Source organism: Mucilaginibacter sp. L3T2-6 (assembly GCF_030519355.1).
In the GTDB taxonomy this organism is placed as follows: Bacteria; Bacteroidota; Bacteroidia; order Sphingobacteriales; family Sphingobacteriaceae; genus Mucilaginibacter.
Window position 1 is genome coordinate 22,960 of the sequence record NZ_JAUMKC010000006.1, and the last position, 23,035, is coordinate 45,994.

A 23,035-nucleotide genomic window follows, 5' to 3' on the forward strand; every position below is an offset into this window, starting at 1 on the left:
TTTCATTCTAAGTGGCGCTTTTAAAGGATTCCCAAATACCAAATATGCCTGTTTCATCCTTCTAAATCACGGGTTCGCACCTAAGTTTTTACAGAGCGATATAGCCTGATTACCATTGCTTAAAATTTTAAATTATGAAAAGTTCACGCACAATTATCTTTTTGATATTCACCTTTTCTATGGGAGCGTTAAGGGGGATGGCTCAGGGCAAGCCAGAAATGGCGCAGGCAATAATCCATTATAAATTCTCGCATGTAAGGGACACAACCAACAGGCAGGAACCTTACAAAGAAAACATGATCCTTTTTTTGGGCAGTCACTCCAGCGCCTATAAAAGTTACGACAAAAAAATGGCTGACGCTGTGGTACGAAAGCAAATACAGGAGCAGATGGCAGCTAATCCCGGCGGTAATGTACGGGTAATGAGGGGTAAAAATTCAGGTTCGAATACGGAATACTATCAGTTTGCTGCTGAAGGTAAACTAGTGCGACGGGAACGCCTGATCAACAGCTATTTGATTGAAGAACCAATGCCGGCTATGAACTGGAAGATAGCAAATGACACGGCAAGCTTTGGCGGATTGCATTGCCAGAAAGCAACCACGCATTTTAGGGGGCGCGATTACATCGCATGGTTTTGCCCTGATTTGCCTTTTCATAGCGGGCCATGGAAATTAAATGGCTTGCCGGGTGTTATTGTTGATGCCCATGATACAAGAAATGAGGTGGTGTTTAAGTTTGACGGCGTTGAGAAGGTTACTGCTACCGCCGGGCAGGCGCCGGTGCCTGAAGCAACCGCCAGTAACCGTCCGCAACTGCCAGCCCTGCCTATGATGGGTGGGGAAGATCCTGGAGATCCAAACCTGATACAACTCCCTGCCGATGCCATTAAAACTACCGATAAGGAATATACTGAGTTACGTGCAGCCATGCTAAAAGACCCTAATGCATTTGCAAAGGCTGCAATAGGCGCTGCCGGCGGCGGTGCTCCGGGCGGACCCGGCGGCAATGGGCCGCAAATGAAGATGAATATAAAAGTTGCTCCCGGTGCGGTGATCAATAATCCTATTGAGCTGCCTGAAAAGAAATGAGCTTTTTCTTGAAATATGCAGGCACATTCCTTTTGGGGATGCTGCTTGCACTTACCGGTTGGGCGCAGGTGCTGAAAGGTACTGTAAAAGATACTTCAGGCAAGGCGGTTCCTTACGCGAACGTAAACTTAAAAGGGCCTTCCGCTGCTATTTTGGAATATGCCGTATGCAATGCTAAAGGCGAATTTAGCCTCGCAATTCCTGCCGGGACAACGCAAACCGGTTTAATAATAGAGGTTACCTGCATAGGTTTTCTAAAACAAAACAAGACAATAGGGGATGCTTCGGCGCCGTACAATTTTGTCTTGAATGCCGCAGCCAACCAGCTGAAAGAAGTTATTGTTAAGGATACGAGGCCATTTATTGGTGTAAATGGCGATACAACAAGCTATAAGGTATCGGATTATGCCAATAAACAGGATCGGGTCATCGGTGATGTGATTAAAAAGCTGCCAGGGGTGCAGGTGGCGTCCGACGGGAAGATAACCTACAACGGTAAGGCTATATCAAATCTTTACATCGGCGGAGATAATTTGCTGGATGACAAATACAACATCGCCACAAATACTATCCCTCAGGGCGCAGTAGACAAGGTGCAGGTATTGGAAAATAATCAGCCTGTAAAGATGCTGCGCGATAAAACTGTAAGCGAAGATGTGGCGATGAACCTCACTTTTAAAAAAGACGCCAAATTACAGATGGTTGGGCAGGAAGCCATAGGCGCGGGCATCCCTGGAAAATATGATGTAAACCTCAATGCCATGATGTTTAAAGATAACTACAAGGCTATCAATTACATAAAAGGGAATAACATCGGCGTTGATGTGGAAAATGATCTGGTGTCGCACAATTTGCCGGATTATTTGCAGCGTATAGATAATAACAAGCCCACAACACTTCTTTCAACCGGGACAGCTAACGACCCGGATCTGCCACGTAACCGTTATCTGTTTAACCAATCGGGATTAATCAACCTGAATAACCTGGTGCATTTAAAAAAGGATGTATTACTGCGGACTAATCTATATTATCTGCATGATGCCCGGTTGCAGGATTATGAAAAATTCGCTACTGTTTACCTGCCGAATGATACAATAAAGTATGACGAAACGCAGCAGAACCGCCGCAGACCCAATATATTACACGGGCAGTTTACCCTAAATATCAATAAGGATAAATATTACCTGAATGATAATTTAACTGGCGATTACAATCACAATACAAGCTATTCAGCGCTTAATACCAATGGCACACCTGTTAACCAGGTTTTTAAGGATAACATTGCCGATTTCTCGAACGAACTTAACCTAATGCAAACCTTCGGCACAAATAATATCCTCGAAGTGTATTCATACATCAACCATATTGCCGAGCCGGAAAATTTGCAGATAGCACCCGGTTTAAATCCGCAGATATTTAACAACGGAAACCCATACAACGTGCTCACCCAGAAGGTGAATTTGCCCACCTGGTTCACCAATAACTATTTAGGGTATAAAATACCATCCAACGGCATTACCCAGACGTATCACATGGGCTTTAGCTGGCAGCAGCAAAAGCTAAGGTCGGATTTGCTGGCGACACAACTTGACAACGTGAATTATGCTGCTGTAGACAGCGCCCATAACGACTTAAGCTGGCGCAGGCAGCGGCTATACACAGAAGCAATTTATGATTATCCCGGCGACAAATTAAAAGTGAACGTAACCCTGCCGCTGTATTTGCAGCAAATCAGCTACAGTGATGCCAACTTCGCCCTAGATAAACAAACCACTCATCTTTATTTTAACCCGAGGCTATATGTAAAGTACCAGGTAAGCGCTGAGAACTACTTTACCCTGCTTTATAACTTCAGGAACCAGATTGGAAGCATTGCTGATGTCTACAACGGGTATATATTGAAAGATTACCGCACTTTATTTGCCAATAGTGCCAGCCTTACCGAGCAAAAGGACCAATCGGCTGCCGTAGGTTTTAACTATCGCAAAGCCATTACACTTTTTTTCTTCAGCTTGTCTGCACGGTACGATCATATTTCGGCAAATAGTATTTCATCAGACATCATCAATAACAGCTTTGAGCAAAACATAGTGTTGCCATTTGCCAACAGCACCAATTCATGGCTGCTGAGCGGTTATATAAGCAAATACCTTTTCCCGTTGCGCACTACGTTAAGCGGCGGGTTAAGCTGGCGGTCAAGCAGCACGAACCGAGTGCAAAACAATGTCCTGCTGCCATTCAGCACCATAATCACAACCGCAAATGCGAGCGTGGAAACTAAGGTGAGCGGCAAAATTGATTTTAGCTATAAAGCGGTGTACAGCCAATTGAGCAGTAAGTCGGCCGCTGCGGCGTCCCCGGCAGCGGTCAGAAGCTTTTTTCAACAAGCAACCCTTGGATACAACCCGTTGGAGCGCTTGTCGTTCAAATTATCGGGGGATGATTATTATGCCCATACCGGCGCGAGCAATTACCAGAAATATGTCTTCGCCGATGCGTCAGTAAAGTACACGTTTGCCAAACCAAAAATGGATGTAGAGCTAAATGCCAACAACCTGTTTAATACCCGGAAATACAACGAACTTTTATTGGCAGCAAATACATTCAGCAGCAGTACCTATGTAATTCCCGGAAGAATTATTTGGCTGAAGTTTTATTTTAATATTTGATAAAAGCTAATCGGTTGAGGTAAGCCCGCGCGTTACAGTACTAAACTGGGCATACCCGTTGCCGGCTGAAGTGTTGAAAGGCTTGACAATTGTTCAAATGCCCCCCAAAGAGAGAGCAGCTATTATTTTTGCAACAGGGCAGCGTATTTAGCGGAGATTTTTAAGGATATTAAACAGCCTTTCAATATCCTGTGTAGTTGTATACAGGTATGGTGAGATGCGGATGCTTTCTCCCCTGTACCCCACAAAAATATTTTCATTTTTCAACGCTGCTTTTAATTTATCGCTTACCCCGCCCGGTAAATCGATGCCGATCATGTGGCCAACCCGTTCATCTGCATCCGGAAAACCAAAGTCCAATTCAACTGCCCGCCGGTCAATTTCGGCGATAATCATACTTAAGCGCGACTGAATATTTCCTACGCCCCAATCCAACACCTGCGTTAATGCGGCAATAGCCATCGGCACATTAATAAACCCGGAGAATTCGCCCATATCGAAACGCCGGGCGCCTGGCCGGAAGTCGTCCCGGTAGTTTACAAGGCCGGCAAAATCCTCGCTGTTGTTTTTAGTGAGCCATGAATGTTCTATCGGCCTGCCTGTTTCGCGGTATTTTGGGGCAGCATACAAATAACCCAAGCCATAAGGTCCTAACAGCCACTTATAACCCACCGATACCAAAAAATCAGGCTGCACTGCTTGAATGTCGATGGGATAAGCGCCCATCGCCTGACTGGCATCAACAACCAGGGCTGCTCCCACCAACCTTGCTTTTTCACCTATCTTCACCAAATCCACCAGCGCACCGTTCGTCCAGTGGCAATTGGAAACTGCAACCACAGCTACCCTGTCTGTAAGGGCATTCAGGATACTTTCAGTCCAGGTGGATTCTTTTTTTACGGTTAATATTTCCGCTCCGTTGGTTTTTGCCAGCTCATTCCATGAGTAATAGTTGGATGGATATTCTTTATCCATCACCAAAATCTGCTGTCCTTTTGCAACCCGCACATTTGCTGCAGCTATGCTAATGCCATAGCTTACCGAGGGAATGATTGCCATACCGTCTGTATCGGCATTAATAACCTGAGCTGCAAGACCGCGCAGTCCTTCAGGATTTGCAAACCAGTCATCTGTTTGAATTTGCCAGGGATGAACTTTTTGATGCACCGCCAGGCTGCCTGCCACGGTAACAGATTTTAATTGAGGAGAAAGGCTGGCGCAGTTCAAATACACTACATCATGCGGAATATCAAATAATTCAGCTATTTTATTTTTCATAGTTCATCAAATTAAGGCGTTTTGAACGCTTTCGCGGTTGACAAAAGTCAATAAAACAATCTTTGATTGTATATCAATGCAACATATTTATATTCGTAGTCAATATGTCGCCCTGCACTTTTTCACGATTCAAGTTGCTTACTTTTCTTATAGTATGCATTACTTCGCAGGGGTGCTATCGCAGCCCGGGCGTCTGGAAAAACGAAGAAATAAACGGAAATGTGCGTGCGGATTTTCATGCCCGCACAGATGAACTTATAACTTATATAAAATACAACCAGATTAAGCGGGTAAAGGGGGTGCTGTCCCGGGAATTAAACAGCGATAATTACACTGAGCCCCTGGTTGAACACCTGAGCAACAGGTTTAAAGACGACAACTACCGGCTTTGGGAAGAGTATTATCTCGTAAGCAAATTCATAGATGCCGACACAGTGAAGTCTGGCGTCACAGGCATTAATAAGTATAACATGGTGTTTAGTCAGCCTCCACATGAAATGTATATTACCTTCTTTTTGCCCGGGAAAAAACAAAACAGCTATCTCATCAGCATTATCTGGTCAAAACTGGATTACGGCTGGCGTGTGACGGGGCTTTCCGCCGAGCCTTATACTAAAAACGGGTATACCGGCCCGGAGCTGTATAACCTGGCCAAAGACGCTTATAATAAAGGTGATCTTATCGATGCACTTTTAAAGGCTCAGCTCGCCGGTACCTGCATGAACCCCATGCCAGAATGGCAATATCCCGATGCCGACAGTTTAGCAGATTTTAGCGGGCGCTTAATTGCGCTGGCCAATGAAAAATATAGATTCCCATTCGTCCTGGACCAAATCCCCACCAAACCGAAAATCTTCAGGGTTTTTAACCAGGACAATGACGAGGGCTGGTTCCCGACGGTGGACTATTTATCAATCATAAAACTAAAGGATGAGGCGGCGATAAGAAAAGAGAATGCGCAGATCAGAAAAATAATCGGCACTGTTATGCCGGGAATTGATAAGGATAAGAAGTATGTGCAATACTCCGCATTTAATGAGCTTCCATCGGTAAAGCGCGAGGTTGACCGGGTGGAGATGACGGATACCTTGAAAAAATAACCTTGCGCCCCTTATTTAGCCGCCTCGGTTTTAGCGCCGTCTTCAGCTCGTTCGCATTATTGACCACCCTGGCAATCAGCCCCTGCTTGTTTACTATGCAGTGCGTTGAATACTCGTTTGTTCCCAATTAGAAAATTGAACGAACAAGCAGATAGGTTTTCTCATATTTCGGCAAACGGTTATGCGGATGCGGCGTAAATATATGAGTGTAACCCTTACTTCATCAACTCCCCATTAAAATCAACCAGCAACTTGAACAAGTGGTTATATTCATTTAGCGGCAGCGTTTTGCTGATGTCATAAACATCATGATAGGCTTTTATGCCACCCATGGTGTACATATAAAACGCCGGAACGCCCTTTTCGGTGAAAGGATAATGATCGCTGTTGGGGGCTTTGCCGCGGGAATACACTTTTACCAGGTAATGGCCGTTGGCGTTGCAGGTTTTCAGCATTTCAAACTCTTTGGAGTGGATTGTAGCGTTCACTACGGTAATACCTTCTTCGCCGGTGCCTTCAAGGTCAAGGTTGATCAAAAACCTGATGTTGCTTAACGGGATTAATGGATGTTCGGCGAAATAACCCGAGCCTAATAAACCGGCTTCCTCACCCGAAAAGCAAATAAAAGCCATGGAATACTTTTGCGGATGTTTTGCGTAATATTTGGCAAGACTTAACACCTGGCTTACCCCGCTGGCATTATCATTGGCGCCGGGAAAATAGGTATCGGCTCCCATACCGCCTAAATGGTCGTAATGGGCTGTATAAACCAAAAACGAATCAGGCTTTACCGTACCTCTTACCATTGCGCAGATATTTCCGGTTTTAAAGCCGGTAATCAGCTTATTTTCTATATCAGCATTTACAGTCTCAGGCCCGGACTTAAGCGCTTTTTTGCGGACAATTATTGCGGCATAGTCCGCCGCCTGCTGCTCAACCGACCAGGTGAGTTTATCCTCTAAAAGCACGATGATGCGGTTTTCAGGATTAATGAATGTAACGCTGTCTTTTTTAATTAAGCGACCATCGCCTTTTACGCCGCGGCTTTCCGGACTCACAATAAAATCCTGGCCGGGTTTCAACTCTGCGCCGTTGATAGAAACCTTCATGGCTCCGGGAAAGGTATTTACATTATAGGCAAAAGACTGCATGAAGTCTTTTCCGTCCAGCGGCTTAAGGCCAAAAGTTTTAAATTGGCCCGTAATATAATCCGCAGCTTTATGAACGCCATCTTTTGTATAACCCCGCCCCCAGAAATAGGGTGAGGTTAACGTATCAACAATACGGCGGGCATAAAGCGAATCCTGCGCAAAAATTGTGTGGGCGAAAAGCAGGAGAAAAAGCGTGAGTTTAAGTTTCATCGGGATATTGGTCGATGCAAAATAGCAAATCTGCAAGATTTTTGAGAGATAAGCATACACATTGATCGTCCGAGGCATGCCGCGGAAACACAGCACAGCACCCGGTACATGGTTCAAAATCTAAACCCAACAGATATATAGGGCAGCGACCCTTCTTTAGAAAACCCTACTGCCGCTTGTATCAGCACCAATTGCGCCGGTATAACATAAATGCCACCACCATAACCGTCATGCCATGCATTGGAGCTGTCTGTAGCTGACCAAACCCTCCCAATATCATTAAACCCGAGGATTCCAATACTACCCGGCAAAAGGTAGGATGTAAAATCCAGCACCTTCAAACGCAACTCCAGGTTATTGTACAGCATACTCCGGCCGGTAAAGCGCCAGGTATGGTATCCCCTTAAAGTTTGCGGGCCACCCAGCTTTATCTGCTGAAAATAATCTGCATCACCAAAATAGGTACCGCCGCCGGTGCGGTTAGCAATAATAAGCACCGAATCCCTGTCGGGGTTCAGGTAAAAGCTGAATTCAGAAAGCAGTTGGGTATACGCATTGTGCGAGCCATTTACGGCTTTCATGGAAGTCACCGTGGTGTTCCAGTAAACACCGCTGGTGGTTAACGTGCCTTTATTCCGCGTGTCGTAAGCCGCGCCGCCAACCAATCCGAAAGACCATTTGGTTGAAAATACGTTTTCATCGGGATGTGCGGCGTCATAGTCTCTTAAAAAGCGTGTAGTGTTATTACCGGCCCTGCTGTTATAAAACTGCCCGCCGACACCTGCATTTATACGCCAGTTGCCATAGGTATGATATAGCCCAACGTCAGCGGTAACAAAATCATACCTGTTGCGGTAATAGCTGATTTCCTTATCACCCCTGTTCACGAAGGGAGTTCCATTGCCAATACCGAAGAAATTGCTCACGTTGTTGGGGCCGCGGGACAAGGCGTTGATCCGGATATCATTTTTACCGATGGCATTTTTAAAATCTGCCACATAAGTAAACAACAACGATTGGCGGGACAGGGAATAATTGGTCAGAAACTCCTGTCTGAATGAATAAGGCTCGCCGCGAAAACCGTGTTTCTCTGTTGAGAAGCCGCCAATCAGCAAAATCCCGATATCTGTATTGTAGTTTGCCAGGATGATAGGTTCAAACCTGTCATATTTAAAGGCCGTTTTATTAAAGCTATTTACAGCCGTGTCAGTGCTGGTGCGCAATCTGGCTTGTGCGGAAGGCGGAATAATATTGGTTGAATCTGACCGGTCGTATACATAAATATGCCCGCGGTTGTGCAGTTTTTTATCTACATAAAAACTGTCGGCACCATCACCTCCCATCATTCTTACCTTGATAGGCGATCCCGAATTGCCTGTTACCGAAAATACGTCGTTACCGGCAAAGCCATACAGTCGTACCTCTTTGGTAACACCAGGCTTAAACACCCGGTGATAGGTAATTTTATCAACTTCCCCGCTCTTTTTTATTTTGTTGATAGTGACTTCCAGATCACCGCCGGTCTGTTCGTTAATTACAAAGTTATCGCGCTTGTCGCTGGCGGGCACGTCTACATAAATAGAGATAAACCTGTAGTATTCCAGCGCCTGTTGCATCAGCTTATTGCGCCTACCTTCCATATTAGCGATTATGGCCGGGCCCGAAAGTTTAAAAATAGTATCAGGCATCCGCTTTACTGCGGCGGTGATCACGCTGTCGGTCAGCGTTTTTTGCACCAGGATGATTTGTTCGCGCCAGTCGTCCTCGCTTAACTGGTTTAAAAAGTACCGGTCAAAATAACGGGCGTTGAAGTTCCAGCCGTCAATATCCCTGATCTCATCGCTATACCCCTGGAATTTTGATTTCAACCATTGATGGGCAATAATCCAGGGGAACACCCCGGAGGTCTTATAGTACACCTGGTCGCGGTCGCGCGGAACGGGCTCATAAACGTGTCCCTTGCCGTCATCTTGTTTTTCCCATCGCCACTGGTCTTCGTGCCTGTCCCAATCGCCCAAAAGCATATCCAGCAAACGGGCACGCAGCACAGTTTTCTGATCTACCCGGTTATCGTTGTCTTCCTGTAGCTTGCGCTGCGTTTTTTCGGTGTTGTCTGTCTTTTCCGCATCAAGCGGCTCACGTTCCTCAAAAAGGAAAACTTTATTGGCAAAGTCCTTAGCATATTCACCAAGAGCAGGATCATCCTTTACGTAAACAATCTGCGGATTTGAATGAGGAATACCTAAAGCCTCAGCCAACGGTGGAACCGTAAGAGCTGAAAACGGATGTGCGGCGGATACCTGGTCCTGCAAAATATCTTTCGCTACGGTTGGCCGCAAGCGGGGTGGCAGGCCACGCTCAGGATATTTCTGTATGGTGCGCAACACCCATTGCTGCCCGGTTGAATCCTGCAAACGCAGCGACATGGTTTGCAAGCCACCACCTTTTTTGAGTATTTTAAGACCGCCTTTTTCGTCTTCCAACCGGAATACTTTCAGCTTCACGGGCGCTGCCCACAAGGCCCGGTAATTTTCACCAAGAAAGAAACGGTGGGTTTTACTAACTTTATTGTATTCCGGCTCAATCGCGATTCGGATGCTGTCGTTCTTTACCTGTTGCGCCATACTTAGGGATGTTATCGATAAAATATACAGCAGCAGGGTAAAGCTTTTCTTCATAGCACGGGCGATTCTAAATACATTTCCGGTAAGGCCGGAGCAAACCTATAACCGGCAAGTTCACCGATAGTTTTCAATAAATATACAGCATTATTTTCAGGTCAGGAAATGCCGGTGGCTTCTACTGCCGTCCCAATACTTAAAGAGTCTTTTTAGCAAGTTCATTAATCAAAAAAAGCTTTATGGTTAAACGCTCAAACATTTCAGAACTCTTTGCTTTTGGGAAGCCGGAATGAGGCAGCTATGCAGTTTATGGGGAGAACCCTGCTTGATTTAAGGATAACTTATCGCTTTAAAAACTTATCCTTCAGAATGTTTCTCATGGCCTCATCGTGGAAATTTTGGCCTATGGTTATTTTGGCATCACCAATGCGCAGCATGTTGCCTTCTATGGCGTTTATTTTATCCAGGTTTACAATGGCGCTTTTATGTACCTGTATAAATTTTTCGGCAGGCAATTGTTCCAGAATACCTTTTATGGTATGGTAAACAACCAGCTTCGCAGTTATAGTATACAGTGTAATATAATTGCTTAATGCTTCAATATACAACAGGTCATTATAATTTACACGCTCTATGCGTCCATTGCTTTTTACATAGAAGTAGCCGGGTTCGGCGGCTGTCGTTCCGCCTTTTTGCTTCAGTTGTTTCAAGTCATAGGCTTTTTGAGCAGCCTTTAAAAAGCGTTCCAGCGAAAACGGCTTAACCAGGTAATCAACCACCGCCATCTCGAAACCGTCAAGCGCATATTGGCCATAGGCAGTCGTCATGATAACCATGGGCAAATTTGCCGACGAACGCAGAAACTCAATTCCGTTCATCTTGGGCATATTTACATCCAGAAAAATCAAGTCTACTTGTTCGGTATTGAGCAAACCGGCAGCCTTAAGCGGGTTTTCGGCAACACCTGCCAGTTTCAAAAAATCAATTTCCTCAATGTACTCCTGCAGCAGCTTGCGTGCGGCCGGCTCATCATCAACTATCAGGCAATTTAAAGTCATACGTTTTGCAGGGTTAACGTTACGTGGTAATGGTGGTCGTTATTGGCAATATCCAGCCGGTGCCTGCCCGGATATAGTAATTCCAGCCGCCGTTTGGCATTAGCAATTCCAAGACCGGAGGCATTTGCAACCCCGGTTGACATGTAAGAATCCTTTGTGTTGAAACAGGAAAATTCCAGGCTATCCTCACGGTAAGCCAGCCTGATTTCGATACAATTTTCTTTACCCTCATTAAAACCCACGTATTTAAAAGCATTTTCAATAAAAGTGATCAGCAGCAGGGGGGCTACCTTAATGTTGCCGCTAACGCCGTCGCCGCAAAAAGAAACCCGTATACGCTCATCGATGCGGCTTTTTTGCAGCGAGATGTAATTGCGGATGTAATTAAGCTCGCGCTCCAACTCAATCTGTTCAACATTGCATTCATATAGCTGGTAGCGCAGCATTTCGGAAAACACCAGCAGCATATCCCTCGCATTTTTATTGGACTTATCGATATGTGCATAAATAGAGTTAATAGAATTGAACAGGAAATGGGGATTAAACTGGGCCCGGAGAAAATCGAGCTCGTTGGCAGCTTTTTCCATTTCTATCTGTTCGATATAGCGCTGCGATTTTATGCGGTCGGCAATTAGTTTTGCTGTGAGGATAAGTACCACCCAAAACAGGATATTTACAAACGAATCAAAAAAAACCGAAAGGCTATTGAACCTAACCTGGTTAACCTTAAATAAATATTTGTTTACCAGCATAGATACCGGCACCCGCAGCAACGCGCCGGCCACTACGCCGCCAATAAGCGCCACCCCAAACAACAGGTACCTTTTTTTATTCAGCAGCTGCGGAACGGTGTAGAGCGTATTGAAGTAATAATTACCTGCAATGAATACCAGGTAGCAAAACTGGATGGTTATGGCATGGGTAAGCACCAGCGTATTATTTCTGAAGATATACACCCAGAAAAAATAAGCCAGCAGCCAAAATGCGATGTGGTAATATGTTTTAGTGAGTTTCAAACCAGGGAATTAACGAGTTAAAGATAACGTTTTAAGACGACAAGCACAGGGTTCCCTTCTGGAGAGGGGCAGGGGGGTCTCGTCGTGCTTTAATATCAACCTGTCTGATAGTTGTATATACGGGCTAACCCACCCCTGCACCCCTCGCAAGAGGGGAAATTGCACCGGCCGCTGCTTTTTCACTTCTCCCCAAAATTCGAACCCTCCGGAAACGGCACTCCCCTGTGGCACGTCTCGCAATTGACAACCAGCGACTGGCTACCCAACACCGGGTGTTTAACCTTAAAATATTTCTTGTTGATGCCCAGTGTAATGCGCATCATCTGCCGCGCAATTTCCTTTTCCGGCTTCTCATCGCTGGCAAAATCAAGGCCGTGGCCGTCTTTGGCATTGGCATGGCAAAACCCGCAAGTTACGCCCAGGCCATCCTGGAAATCATCCACCATCAGGCCTTGCAGATCCTTCGAGCTGATATCTTTTGGGAGTACTTTCAGGTTAGTGTAGCCCGGATTGGATTTTTTGGATGATGCCGCTGCGCAGATGGTAACCACGAGCGTTAAGGATGATATGACGATTGTTTTTTTGTTCATTTTCTCAATTATATTAGGACCAATGCACACACTCGGGGCATTGCGCCGGTACGGAGCCGGCTATGTATTACCCCTTAACTGCCATCACATCCAGCAGCACCTCCAATTCATTTGATATAGTGCTGGTTCCGCCTATACCAAAGTCCTTACGGTTTATTTTAAACGACCCCTTAAAAATGTAACCATCGCCCGAAGCGGTTGCTGTAAACGGAAAGGCTATGTTGCGGGTAACATCTTTAATAGTGAGTTTCCCCGAAACGTTATAGATTCCGGTTTTGCCCGCTGAGCTAATTCTTGATGACACAAAGCGAATAACCGGGTACTTCTGCACATTAAAATAGCTGACATCACGCAGGTGGCTGTCTCGCAACGAGTTATCGGTATTCACCGTGTTTGCATCGATAGTTACGTCAAAGCTGCTGCTAACCGGCGACTGTGCATCAAAGTTGATGACACCCTTAAATCCGCTGAACTTTCCGCTTACTCCGAAGCCCAGGTTTTTGATATTAAACTGCAGCGTAGAACCTTTATCAACAGGTTTATATTGAGCAAAAGCGAGGTTACAACCCGTCGCAAGCATCAGCATTATAATTACTTTCCTCATGGTTTATCTTTATGTCAGTGGACTATCTGTTACGGCGAGTGTGTGGTCATGCTCCTGGTAGTTTACAGAAGTTAACCCCAGCATACTGCGCAATTTTTCAGCCGGCACCTTCATCGGGCCCGGAGCAGGCGCACTGCCCGGAGCAGGCTGCGGAAAAGCTGTTGAACATGCCGTGTGGAAAGTAATATTACCTTCAATTTTTTGTATGGTTTGATGGATATGCCCGTTCAGCACAGATACCGAGCCAAAACGCTTAAGGTAAGACAATGCTACCTCGCTGTCCTGCGTTCCCCAGCCCCATTGAGGGTAAATGGCCCAAAGCGGAATGTGTGCAAAAACCACAATTGGTGTGCTGCTGCTCAAAGGCTTCAGGTCGTTCTCCAGCCATTTCAATTGTGCGGCGCCAAGATAGCCGAGGCCACCGTCCACATGGTTAGTTACGTTGGCCAAACCTATAAAATGCACACCATTATAATCATAGCTGTACCAGCCATCGCCTTGTGTGCCTTTCCCAAAACGTTCCAGGTATAACTTGCCATTATCGGTTACATCGTGCTCGCCGGGTACGTAAAATATCTTTTCAGTTTTTACACTTTTTAGCGATTGTTCCAGCGTGTCGAACTCATCTGCCTGGGCCAAATGGGTAAGGTCGCCTGTGTGCAAAACGAATGATGGCGCCTTGGGCATTGCATTTATTTTGTCGATGGCTGCCTTTAAAGTTCCTACAACATCCGGATTGGCCGCCTTGTTAAAGCCAATATGGCTGTCGCTTATCTGTACAAAACTAAAGTCGGATTTAGGGACAACCAGCCCGCTTTTCAATCCGCCGGTGGTTTTATCAATCATCTGGCTCATCCCGTATGATTTCAATATACCGCCGCTCATCATCCAGAGTACGCCGGTGCCAGCCCAGGCCATACATTCTAAAAAGCCCCTGCGGTCGATGCCGTCTCCATTTTTATCGGGGGCATTATTTTCTGCGTGTTCAATGTGCTTATGCATAATGTTATTTTTTGGTTTATGGTACGAAGGAAAACATTACGCCTCACCTGCTATAAAACTTTACGCGAACCGCGGGGAATACTTGATGAAATGGGGATTGGCATTTACCATGGCAGACGCAGGGCGATGCCCTTCGCAGACATGTTTATCCTTACAGGAAATTAAAATGAAATGTATTCAGGCGTCCCAAGCCCTGAAAGAGCGCCAAACCGTCAGCGAAACGACAGCCGTTGACAGGTTTTGAACACGCAAGGCCTGTGCAAAAAGATGCCGGATATCTTCATGAGATCTAATCGAAGATTATTAATTCTTAAATCACGTATTGGCAGACGGGAAAATCATATTTCCCTGCTATTGCTTTGACGGCAAATCATCCGGCAAAACCACCTCGTTGCACGACCAGAAGCGGCCTTCAAATTTTTGATAGCGCAGATTTATAGCTGGTCGGATAAAGACATATCGGAACGTTTTTAGGGTTGATTTGTACCACCGTCAGAAAAAAAACAATCATCCGCATAGGGGTAAACTAAAATTGAAATGTACTATCAGTATCAGACACAAAATACAATACAGCAGATATGATAACCGCATTACTTATATGGATCTTCAAAAAATACGGAAAGCCACTTTTAAATAAACACCACATCCGGTTTGCATTTGCGCCGGTTAAAAGACTATCGATAACTATCATTTTTCTTGCCCTGGGCACGCAGGCTTTTGCGCAGGAACAAATCCTCAATTATAACGTGATGCATGGCGACAAAACCGTCGGCCACATGAAACTGCAAAAAACAGTGGAAGGTGATGATACTTTTTTAAAAGTTGCTTCGGATGTTAAAATCCGTTTTGTCTTCAGCATACAGGTAAACATTCGCGAGGATGCACATTACCGGAACGGTATGCTGATCAGTTCACATGTTTCGCGCATAGTAAACGGCAAACAAAAAGCCAGTAAGATTACCAAAGCCTGTAATGGATGCTACCAGGTTACTGATGACGGTAAGATAAAGTCAATAGAACAAAAGCAGATTAATAACAACCTTACGCTGATGTACCTACAAGAACCGGTAGGTTTATCTCAGGTTTATTCAGACAATTTTCAGCAGTTTGTACGGGTGCGGCCTGTAGACAGTCACACCTACCGGATTGATCTGCCTGACGGTAACTATAACTTTTATACCTACACCAACGGCATTTGCAGCAAGGTTGATATCCATCATTCGTTATACAATATTCAAATTCAGCTGGCGTAATCATGAGAATACTGGTAACAGGCGCTACAGGATTTATAGGCCGGTATTTATCTTTCAAACTGGCGGAGCAGGGCTATAATGTAGTCGCCCTATGCCGCAATGTTAATCATCCATACCTCATCCCCCACAAAAATATTACAGCAGTAAAAGGCGATATTTTAGACAGGCCGAGCCTGATATCTGCCATGAAAGACTGCCAACAGGTTTATCATACTGCGGCGTTAGCCAAAATGTGGCGCCGCGATAAAAACGATTATTATAACATTAATGTAGCTGGCACCCGTAATGTGTTGGAGTTGGCTATGGATCTATACATCAGCAAAATTGTATATACCTCCACCTGCGGTGTTTGGGGACCAACTATCAAACACCCCATGACCGAAAACGACCCGCGCATTGATGGTTTTGCAATTGATTATGAGCGCACCAAATACCTGGCAGAGATTGAAACACGCATTTACGCCAATAAAGGATTAAACGTGGTGACGGTGAACCCGTCGCGCGTTTATGGTGAAGGCCCGATTACTGACAGCAATACCGTCGGCAAAATGATCTATGGTTATTTAAAAGGCAAATGGCGCATCATCCCCGGCAAGGGCACGCAGGTTTCCAACTATGCTTACCTGGACGATGTGGTAAACGGCCACATTGCAGCTATGGAACAAGGTGAGCCGGGCAACAGGTATATTTTGGGCGGAGAGGATATCAGCTTTAATACTTTCTTCGACACCCTGCAAAATATTAGCGGCAAAAGCCACAATATGATCAGGCTTCCCCAGCGAATTATAGAAGCCTATAGCCACTTTGAAAAGCTGAAAACCAGCCTGACCGGTTTGCCGCCTGTGTTTTTACCGGAATTTGCCGCGCGTTTACGCAGAGACCAAAAGTATAGCAGTCAAAAAGCAATAGCGAAACTAAATTATCATATCACCCCTTTTGCCGAGGGTATGGCTAAAACCATCAATCATATTAAAAATTTATGAAGCCGTTAACTGCCATAGTTACCGGGGCCAGCGAGGGCTTAGGTAAATCGATAGCGCTGGAACTGGCGTCGAGGCAGATCGACCTGGTGCTGGTGTCGCTGCCATCATCCGGCCTGCCCGAACTGGCAGAATATATTCGCAAAAATCTTGGTGTTAAAGTGACCGTTTTTGAGGCCGATCTGACGTCTGCTGAGAATTGTACTGACCTTTTTGATGTGCTAAAACGGCGTAAAGTTACAGCCAACATACTCATCAATAATGCGGGGTTGGGTAATTGGGCCTGGTTCGGGGATATGAACACCGGATTCTATAAAAAACAAATCGAGCTGAATGTGATTGCCCCGGTGCTGTTAACGCACCTGTTTTTAGCGCAAGTTGACGATGAGCGTACAGCTTACATATTAAACGTAGGCAGCCTGGCCGGCAGGTTCGTAGTGCCGAAAAAGCAGGTCTATGGGGCTACAAAATCATTCATCAGCTATTTTACCCGCTGCCTGCAATTAGAGATGGATAGTCAAAACGTAAGCATCAGTTTGCTAAGCCCGGGTGGAATAAATACGAAGCCTGAACTGCTGGTGATGAACCATAATCTGAAGGGAATCGCCAAAGCAACCATTACTGAACCTGACCGCGTGGCCTATGAGGCCATACATGGCATGTTTTTAGGAAAAAAAGAAATTATCCCGGGCGGCGTAAATAAGCTCATGGTATTGCTGAACACCATTTTACCGGGATTTATTAAGGATATGATCATAAAAAGTAATTTGAAACCGGTCGTGAAGATGTGAAGAGTAATAAATAACCCGTTATTGACGAGCAGCATGATGTAAAATCCGGGCGTCCGCGATGGGGCAATGCAAGCTGATATGCCCTTAGCGGGCGCCCGGCAACAGCATATAGGCGCCAAATATGATGAAAGCGATTATCTTTGAAAGGTATAAACAACCTTTTAAAGTGGAGTACAGCGATAGCACTGTTATAAATTTAATAAGGGAGGGAAGCGGGCAGGCATTCGAAAAAATATTCAGGGAGTATTTTAAAAGCCTGCATGCGTATGCTTATACGTTTATAAAGGACAATGAACAGGCCGAAGAAATTGTACAGAATGTGTTCTGCCGCATTTGGGAAAAGCGGGAACAGTTAAAACCCGAGGGCTCATTAAAAGCCTACCTGTACCGCGCAGTACATAACGAAAGCCTCAACTATTTAAAGCATCAGAAAACACGCGCTGCTTTCACCATACATCAGGGCAAGGTTGAGGAGCCGGTTGGGGCCGAAGCATCCGAAAAGATATTGGCAGCTGAGCTTGACGGGCATATCCGGCAAGCACTGAACGAACTGCCGCAGCAATGCAGGGTTATTTTTCAATTAAGTCGTTTTGAGAATTTAAAATACAAAGAGATTGCCGGCCAGCTTAACCTTTCAATCAAAACGGTTGAAAACCAGATGGGCAAAGCATTAAAAATATTGAGAACGAAATTAGCCGAGTTTATGCCGGTGATTTTAGTCCTGTTAGCGAGGTTATATAAATGAGCAAAAAAGATAACCATATTAATGACGACCTGCTGGTGAAATACCTGCTTGGCGAAACCGATGCTACCGAAAGCCGCGAGGCGGAGCTATGGATAAACGCCGGCGACGCCAACAAAAAATATTACGAGGGCATTAAGCTGATCTGGCAGGAAAGTGAGCGCATCGCTGCTACCAACGACCCAGATGAGGATGGCGCATGGCATCGCCTGCAAAAAAGGATAAATACCGGAAAGACGGATGAGCTGCCTGTCAGGAACGTGAAACCTGCCGGCAAGTTTATCTGGCTAAAAATCGCGGCATCGGTAATATTGATCAGCACTATAGGATATTTTGCCTATAATCAATTCTGGAGTACGAGTTCTGTCAGCAAAAGCGCCGGGCAGGAAACATTAACCCAGAGCCTGCCCGACGGCTCATCCGTAACGTTAAACAGCGGCTCAGAAATCATATATCCGGCGCATTTTAGGGGAGAGCAACGCCTGGTGCAGTTAAAGGGTGAAGGCTTCTTCAAAATCACGCCGGATAAAACAAAACCTTTCATAATTAAAGTGAATGCTGTCACAGTTAGCGTGGTGGGCACGTCTTTTAATGTAAAGAACGTAAAGGGTAAAACTGAAGTGATAGTTGCAACCGGAATTGTAAAAGTAAATTTGCATGGGAGGGAGGTACTGCTTCGCCCCGGCGAAAAGGTTACAGCTGATGAAAACAGCGCTAGCCTGTTGGTGCAAAAAAACAAGGGCAGCTTGTATAATTATTATATCACTAAAGAACTGGTTTGCGATGCCACGCCGCTCTCTGAACTGGTTGATAAGCTGAACCAGGTTTACAACAGCAATATTAGCATAGCTGAACCCAAACTGCGCAGCTTACCCATCACGACTACCTTTAAAGGGCAATCTCTTCAGCAGATATTGAATGTTATTGCCCAAACTTTTAAGATTAAGGTGGAAACCAGGGGCGGCCAAATTCTTTTAAAATAAAACGGATGCATTTTAAACTGTCGCCAGGCTTCAGGGTGGGTCTGCTATTATTTTTTGTGGTTGCCTTATTGCCTTGTCATGCCCAATCAGTGTTAAACCGCAATATCACGATGAACGTGACGGGGCAGCGTTTGGGGAGCGTTCTGCGTCTGATGGAAGAACGCGGCAAATTCCAATTCTCCTACAACAGCAACCTAATTAAGCAGGATAGCGTTGTGGATATACACGTTGCTAATCAGACCGTTAAAGATGCGCTCGATAAGCTGCTTAGTAATCGCTTTGAGTACCGCGAAGCTGAAAATTTCGTAATACTGCGCTATGCTCCTATGCAGCTGAAAATGGTTACTGATAAATTTTCGACTGAAGGGCAAACTTGCATCATCAGCGGGTATGTTGCTGATGAACAGAATGGCAGAAAGCTCGAAAATGCGAGCGTTTTTAGCCGGCGGACATTAGAGTCAACACTCACCAGTGCCGACGGGCACTTTGAACTGAAGGTTAAGAACGAAAGCCAGCCGGTAGTGCTTACGGTAAGCAAGGAGAATTATAAAGATACGTCGGTGATTTTTCTCTCGGAACTCAAAGTGATCAACGATAATCAGAGCAGCGCCAGCAGCAACAGTGGCGGTTTCAGTTATCTGCCCGGCGATTTGTCAAAAGTGGAAAATACCCGGCTTGGCCGCCTGTTTGTTACTTCAAAACAAAAGATACAATCGCTTAATCTTGGCGGCCTGATCAAGGAAGCGCCGTTCCAGGCCTCGCTGGTACCGGGTTTGGGGACACATGGCTCCCTGAGCGGACAGGTGGTCAATACCGTCTCCTTAAATTTGGCCGGCGGTTATAATGCCGGTGTTAATGGTGCAGAGATAGGATTGTTTAACCTGGATAAAAGCGATGTGAAGTCCTTTCAGCTAGGTGTGTTGTTTAATACGGTCGGCGGCTCGGTAAAAGGTGTGCAAATTGGCGGTGCATTTAACCAGGTGCTGTCAGACGTTAAAGCGGTACAAATAGGCGGGGCATTCAATAATGCGGAGGGCGAAGTTGATGGTATACAGGCTGCGCTCGCGTTTAATAATGCCGGGGGATTAAATGGGTTCCAGTCAGCTGCTTTAAATATCACCAGTAAAAAGTCATCGGGTATACAGTTCGGTCTAATGAATATAGCAGAACAGGAATTCAGGGGCATTCAGATAGGCGGCTTGTTTAATTACGCCAAAAATTTGCATGGCATTCAATTGGGTCTCATCAATGCATCTGATTATTCCTCGGGTTTTAGCCTCGGCTTTATCAACCTGGTGCAGCACGGTTATCAGCAATTGATCGTAAACAGCAATGAGAGCACCGATTTAAATGTGCTTTACAAAACCGGTACGCGATATTTCTACAACGTCTTATTGGCCGGAACAAACCTAAGGAAAGACAAAAAGCTTTACGCCTACGGCCTTGGTTATGGCAATGAGCTGCCGGTATTTAATTTCCTGGCATTTAACACCGAAATTACCGCACGGAACCTTAACCAGGGCAGCGGCCGGTACCTTAACCTGCTTTGGCGGATTGACGAATCGATAAATATTAAGGTCGGCCCATTAAAGCTGATGGCGGGCCCTTCACTTAACTTCTATTACAATCAACAGCCAAAAGCTATCCCAGGCTATATTTATGTACCTGATCTGCCGAATCATTACCCAACTAATAATCCGAAGTATACGAGGTGGATTGGATGGACTGTAGGGGTGGGAATATTTAATTAGTCCTTAATCGCCGCCCGGGTAATCGTGCTGCGGGTAAAAAATATCGAACACCGAATTTTGAATATCGGATACTGAAGGAAAAAACACTTCGGCGTTGGATATTCGAAATTCATTATTCGATATTATTTCCCTTAACTTAATGACATTGACCTGCGGCACGCAATGCTTTTTTGGAAGGCTCTAAAATTCAGGAAACATCAACCGTATATCCTTTAAAATATTTATTTCAACGCAGCCAATGCCACTTCCGCAATATCTTCCAGGGCTTTCTTCGGCGTACCCATTCGTGCGGCTACTTTTATAGCGGTAATGTTTCCAAATATAAAACGGGCGAGGGCACGGGCCTCCGCTTTTTTGGAGAACTGCCCTTCGTGCTGGCCCTTTTCAATCAATTTGGTCAGCGCATCTTCAACGCTCTTATTATTTTTATTGACGATGTCGCCTATTACAGGGTCGGTTCCTGACAGCTCAACAGCGGTGTTCACCATCAGACAGCCTTTCAGCAAGGTATCTTCCGTACTTTCTTGTATCAAACCGCTGAACACCTGCTTTAATGCCTTTTTAGGATTATCTGCCTTTGCAAGCATCGCTATCATTGCGTTAGTCTGCTTTAACTGATAGTGTTTTAACGATTTGGTAAAAAGCGTTTTTTTATCGGTATAGGTATTGTACAAACTTGAGCGGTTGATGCCCAGTGCATCCACCAGATCCTGCGCAGAGGTAGCGTTGTATCCCTTCTGCCAAAAAAGGTTTACTGCTTTTTCCAGCAATTCATCTTCGTCAAATTCTTTATTTCTGCCCACGGTAACGTAATGTTATACAAATATACCGAATTGAAACAATCGTTTCAATTCGGTATAAATTTTTTTATCAATAAACCACTGCGTTAACCGTTAAGCCACCATCAACAGTAATTTCTGAGCCGGTGATAAATGAAGCATCATCTGAAGCGAGGAACCTCACCACGTTTGCAATTTCTTCAGGCTGGCCGAAACGTTTCAATAAAATACGTTCGCCAAGTATGGCGCCAAAACCGTTAACTTCTTCTTCGGTCAGGCCGATTTTTCCATACAATGGCGTAGCAACCGGACCGGGAGAAACGGCGTTAACACGTATTTTCCGGGGAGCAAGTTCAACGGCTAATACCCGGTTCAGTGATATGATGGCTGCCTTACTGGCTGAATACACACCGCTGTTTGGCATACCTAAAACGGCATTTACCGAGGTATTAAAGATGATAGAGGCCCCTTCATTCAATACCGGGATAAATTTTTGAACAGTGAAATAAACGCCTTTTACGTTTGAATCGATAATACTGTCGAGATGTGATTCGGTGGCAGTTTCAACCGGCGAAAATTTAGCCACGCCTGCATTCAGGAATAATACATCAACCCCGCCGAATTTACTTTTTACTTCTGCTACCAGGCTATCAATGTCTTCCGGTTTATTTTGGTCGGCCACAATGCCCGTTGCGCCCAATTCAATTGCGGCTTTCTCAACCGACTCTTTATTACGACCTGTGATGATCACCTTCGCCCCCTGTGCAATCAGTTCTTGCGCTGATGCATAACCTATGCCGCTGTTACCACCTGTAACTACTGCGATTTTGTTTGTTAAGTTTATCATTTTTTTATTGTTTGATTTTATTGAAATAATCGTTTCAAAAATGTTTACTATTTTATTTTTCGATTTGATACGCCAAATGTAGATATTTTGAAACGATTGTTTCAAAATAAAATTTCAGTTTTACGATTGGATGACGAATGCATTAATATCCGCGGCCGCGAGTTTAGCGCCTCAATTTATTCCATATAAAAAATCTGTTCCAGCGGCGTTACTGCCGGGGAATTATCCAAATTCACATCCATAATATCAGCCATGTAATCCCACCACTGTTTCATCACGGGATGATTGCGTAAATCTATTCGGGCATCTTTTTCCTCCAGTTTGTGAACAGCGAACAAGGTGTCTGTTTCTTCGTCCAAAAAAATGCTGTATTCACTGATGCCGTACTCCTTTAGTAATTGTTTTAAGTCTGGCCATATTTCAGCATGCCGGCGGCGGTATTCTTCCTTAAAGCCGGGGTATAGCTTCATTTTAAATGCAATGGTTTTCATGTAATATATTTAAAAACACCATGATGAC

At 45.1% G+C, this 23,035-nt stretch carries 20 protein-coding genes; 9 read left to right on the forward strand and 11 right to left on the reverse strand.

Features of this window, described 5'->3' with window-relative positions:
• The first annotated feature begins 134 nt into the window (after window positions 1-134).
• Together Q3W13_RS08625 and Q3W13_RS08630 are read left to right on the forward strand one after the other, a co-directional pair.
• A complete protein-coding gene (locus Q3W13_RS08625) occupies window positions 135-1,091 on the forward strand; it encodes a GLPGLI family protein (protein WP_302862956.1) in 957 nt (318 codons plus the stop codon).
• The gene (locus Q3W13_RS08630) at window positions 1,088-3,760 is read left to right on the forward strand and encodes a carboxypeptidase-like regulatory domain-containing protein (protein ID WP_302862957.1); all 2,673 of its coding nucleotides are present in this window, start codon (window positions 1,088-1,090) and stop codon (window positions 3,758-3,760) included. Before Q3W13_RS08625 ends, Q3W13_RS08630 begins: the two co-directional genes overlap by 4 nt.
• A 147-nt stretch (window positions 3,761-3,907) precedes the next feature.
• On the opposite strand, the gene Q3W13_RS08635 is transcribed toward Q3W13_RS08630, so the two are convergent.
• Window positions 3,908-5,038, reverse strand: a complete 1,131-nt coding sequence (locus Q3W13_RS08635; protein WP_302862958.1) for an aminotransferase class V-fold PLP-dependent enzyme — start codon at window positions 5,036-5,038, stop codon at window positions 3,908-3,910.
• 134 nt (window positions 5,039-5,172) lie between these two features.
• Here Q3W13_RS08635 and Q3W13_RS08640 point away from each other — a divergent pair, with 134 nt between their 5' ends.
• Window positions 5,173-6,138 carry a hypothetical protein gene (locus Q3W13_RS08640; RefSeq protein ID WP_302862959.1) on the forward strand — a complete coding sequence of 322 codons (966 nt, stop codon included), beginning with the start codon at window positions 5,173-5,175 and terminating at the stop codon, window positions 6,136-6,138.
• 215 nt (window positions 6,139-6,353) lie between these two features.
• Here the strand turns inward: Q3W13_RS08640 and Q3W13_RS08645 are convergent, their stop codons facing one another.
• From Q3W13_RS08645 to Q3W13_RS08675, 7 genes are all read right to left on the reverse strand, one after another.
• A complete protein-coding gene (locus Q3W13_RS08645) occupies window positions 6,354-7,499 on the reverse strand; it encodes a M28 family metallopeptidase (protein WP_302862960.1) in 1,146 nt (381 codons plus the stop codon).
• Between the two features lie 113 nt (window positions 7,500-7,612).
• A complete protein-coding gene (locus Q3W13_RS08650; protein ID WP_302862961.1) occupies window positions 7,613-10,177 on the reverse strand; it encodes a BamA/TamA family outer membrane protein in 2,565 nt (854 codons plus the stop codon).
• Window positions 10,178-10,461: 284 nt separating this feature from the next.
• Complete coding sequence (locus tag Q3W13_RS08655; protein WP_302862962.1) at window positions 10,462-11,178, reverse strand: LytTR family DNA-binding domain-containing protein; 717 nt, start codon at window positions 11,176-11,178, stop codon at window positions 10,462-10,464.
• Entirely contained in the window at window positions 11,175-12,194 is a 1,020-nt protein-coding gene (locus Q3W13_RS08660; RefSeq protein ID WP_302862963.1) for a sensor histidine kinase, read from the reverse strand. Before Q3W13_RS08660 ends, Q3W13_RS08655 begins: the two co-directional genes overlap by 4 nt.
• A 179-nt stretch (window positions 12,195-12,373) precedes the next feature.
• Window positions 12,374-12,784, reverse strand: coding sequence for a c-type cytochrome (locus Q3W13_RS08665; RefSeq protein WP_302862964.1), 411 nt, complete (start codon window positions 12,782-12,784; stop codon window positions 12,374-12,376).
• A 67-nt stretch (window positions 12,785-12,851) separates the two neighbouring features.
• Window positions 12,852-13,388 (reverse strand): YceI family protein, encoded by a 537-nt coding sequence (locus Q3W13_RS08670; RefSeq protein ID WP_302862965.1) that lies wholly within the window; start codon window positions 13,386-13,388, stop codon window positions 12,852-12,854.
• A 9-nt stretch (window positions 13,389-13,397) separates the two neighbouring features.
• Window positions 13,398-14,390 carry a metallophosphoesterase gene (locus tag Q3W13_RS08675; protein ID WP_302862966.1) on the reverse strand — a complete coding sequence of 331 codons (993 nt, stop codon included), beginning with the start codon at window positions 14,388-14,390 and terminating at the stop codon, window positions 13,398-13,400.
• Window positions 14,391-14,968: 578 nt separating this feature from the next.
• Between Q3W13_RS08675 and Q3W13_RS08680 the strand changes: the two genes are divergently transcribed.
• From Q3W13_RS08680 to Q3W13_RS08705, 6 genes are all read left to right on the forward strand, one after another.
• Window positions 14,969-15,643 carry a DUF6134 family protein gene (locus Q3W13_RS08680; protein ID WP_302862967.1) on the forward strand — a complete coding sequence of 225 codons (675 nt, stop codon included), beginning with the start codon at window positions 14,969-14,971 and terminating at the stop codon, window positions 15,641-15,643.
• Window positions 15,644-15,645: 2 nt separating this feature from the next.
• Complete coding sequence (locus Q3W13_RS08685; protein ID WP_302862968.1) at window positions 15,646-16,626, forward strand: NAD-dependent epimerase/dehydratase family protein; 981 nt, start codon at window positions 15,646-15,648, stop codon at window positions 16,624-16,626.
• The gene (locus Q3W13_RS08690; RefSeq protein WP_302862969.1) at window positions 16,623-17,414 is read left to right on the forward strand and encodes an SDR family oxidoreductase; all 792 of its coding nucleotides are present in this window, start codon (window positions 16,623-16,625) and stop codon (window positions 17,412-17,414) included. Before Q3W13_RS08685 ends, Q3W13_RS08690 begins: the two co-directional genes overlap by 4 nt.
• A gap of 121 nt (window positions 17,415-17,535) precedes the next feature.
• Window positions 17,536-18,159, forward strand: a complete 624-nt coding sequence (locus tag Q3W13_RS08695; RefSeq protein ID WP_302862970.1) for an RNA polymerase sigma-70 factor — start codon at window positions 17,536-17,538, stop codon at window positions 18,157-18,159.
• Entirely contained in the window at window positions 18,156-19,139 is a 984-nt protein-coding gene (locus tag Q3W13_RS08700) for a FecR family protein (RefSeq protein ID WP_302862971.1), read from the forward strand. The genes Q3W13_RS08695 and Q3W13_RS08700 overlap by 4 nt, the downstream gene beginning before the upstream one ends.
• 5 nt (window positions 19,140-19,144) lie before the next feature.
• On the forward strand, window positions 19,145-20,890 hold the full coding sequence (locus Q3W13_RS08705) for an STN and carboxypeptidase regulatory-like domain-containing protein (protein ID WP_302862972.1): 1,746 nt from the start codon (window positions 19,145-19,147) through the stop codon (window positions 20,888-20,890).
• A gap of 221 nt (window positions 20,891-21,111) precedes the next feature.
• Here the strand turns inward: Q3W13_RS08705 and Q3W13_RS08710 are convergent, their stop codons facing one another.
• From Q3W13_RS08710 to rhaM, 3 genes are all read right to left on the reverse strand, one after another.
• A complete protein-coding gene (locus tag Q3W13_RS08710; RefSeq protein WP_302862973.1) occupies window positions 21,112-21,693 on the reverse strand; it encodes a TetR/AcrR family transcriptional regulator in 582 nt (193 codons plus the stop codon).
• Window positions 21,694-21,760: 67 nt separating this feature from the next.
• Window positions 21,761-22,516, reverse strand: coding sequence for an SDR family oxidoreductase (locus tag Q3W13_RS08715; RefSeq protein ID WP_302862974.1), 756 nt, complete (start codon window positions 22,514-22,516; stop codon window positions 21,761-21,763).
• 176 nt (window positions 22,517-22,692) lie between these two features.
• Window positions 22,693-23,007, reverse strand: coding sequence for an L-rhamnose mutarotase (gene rhaM, locus Q3W13_RS08720; RefSeq protein ID WP_302862975.1), 315 nt, complete (start codon window positions 23,005-23,007; stop codon window positions 22,693-22,695).
• Between the last annotated feature and the right edge of the window lie 28 nt (window positions 23,008-23,035).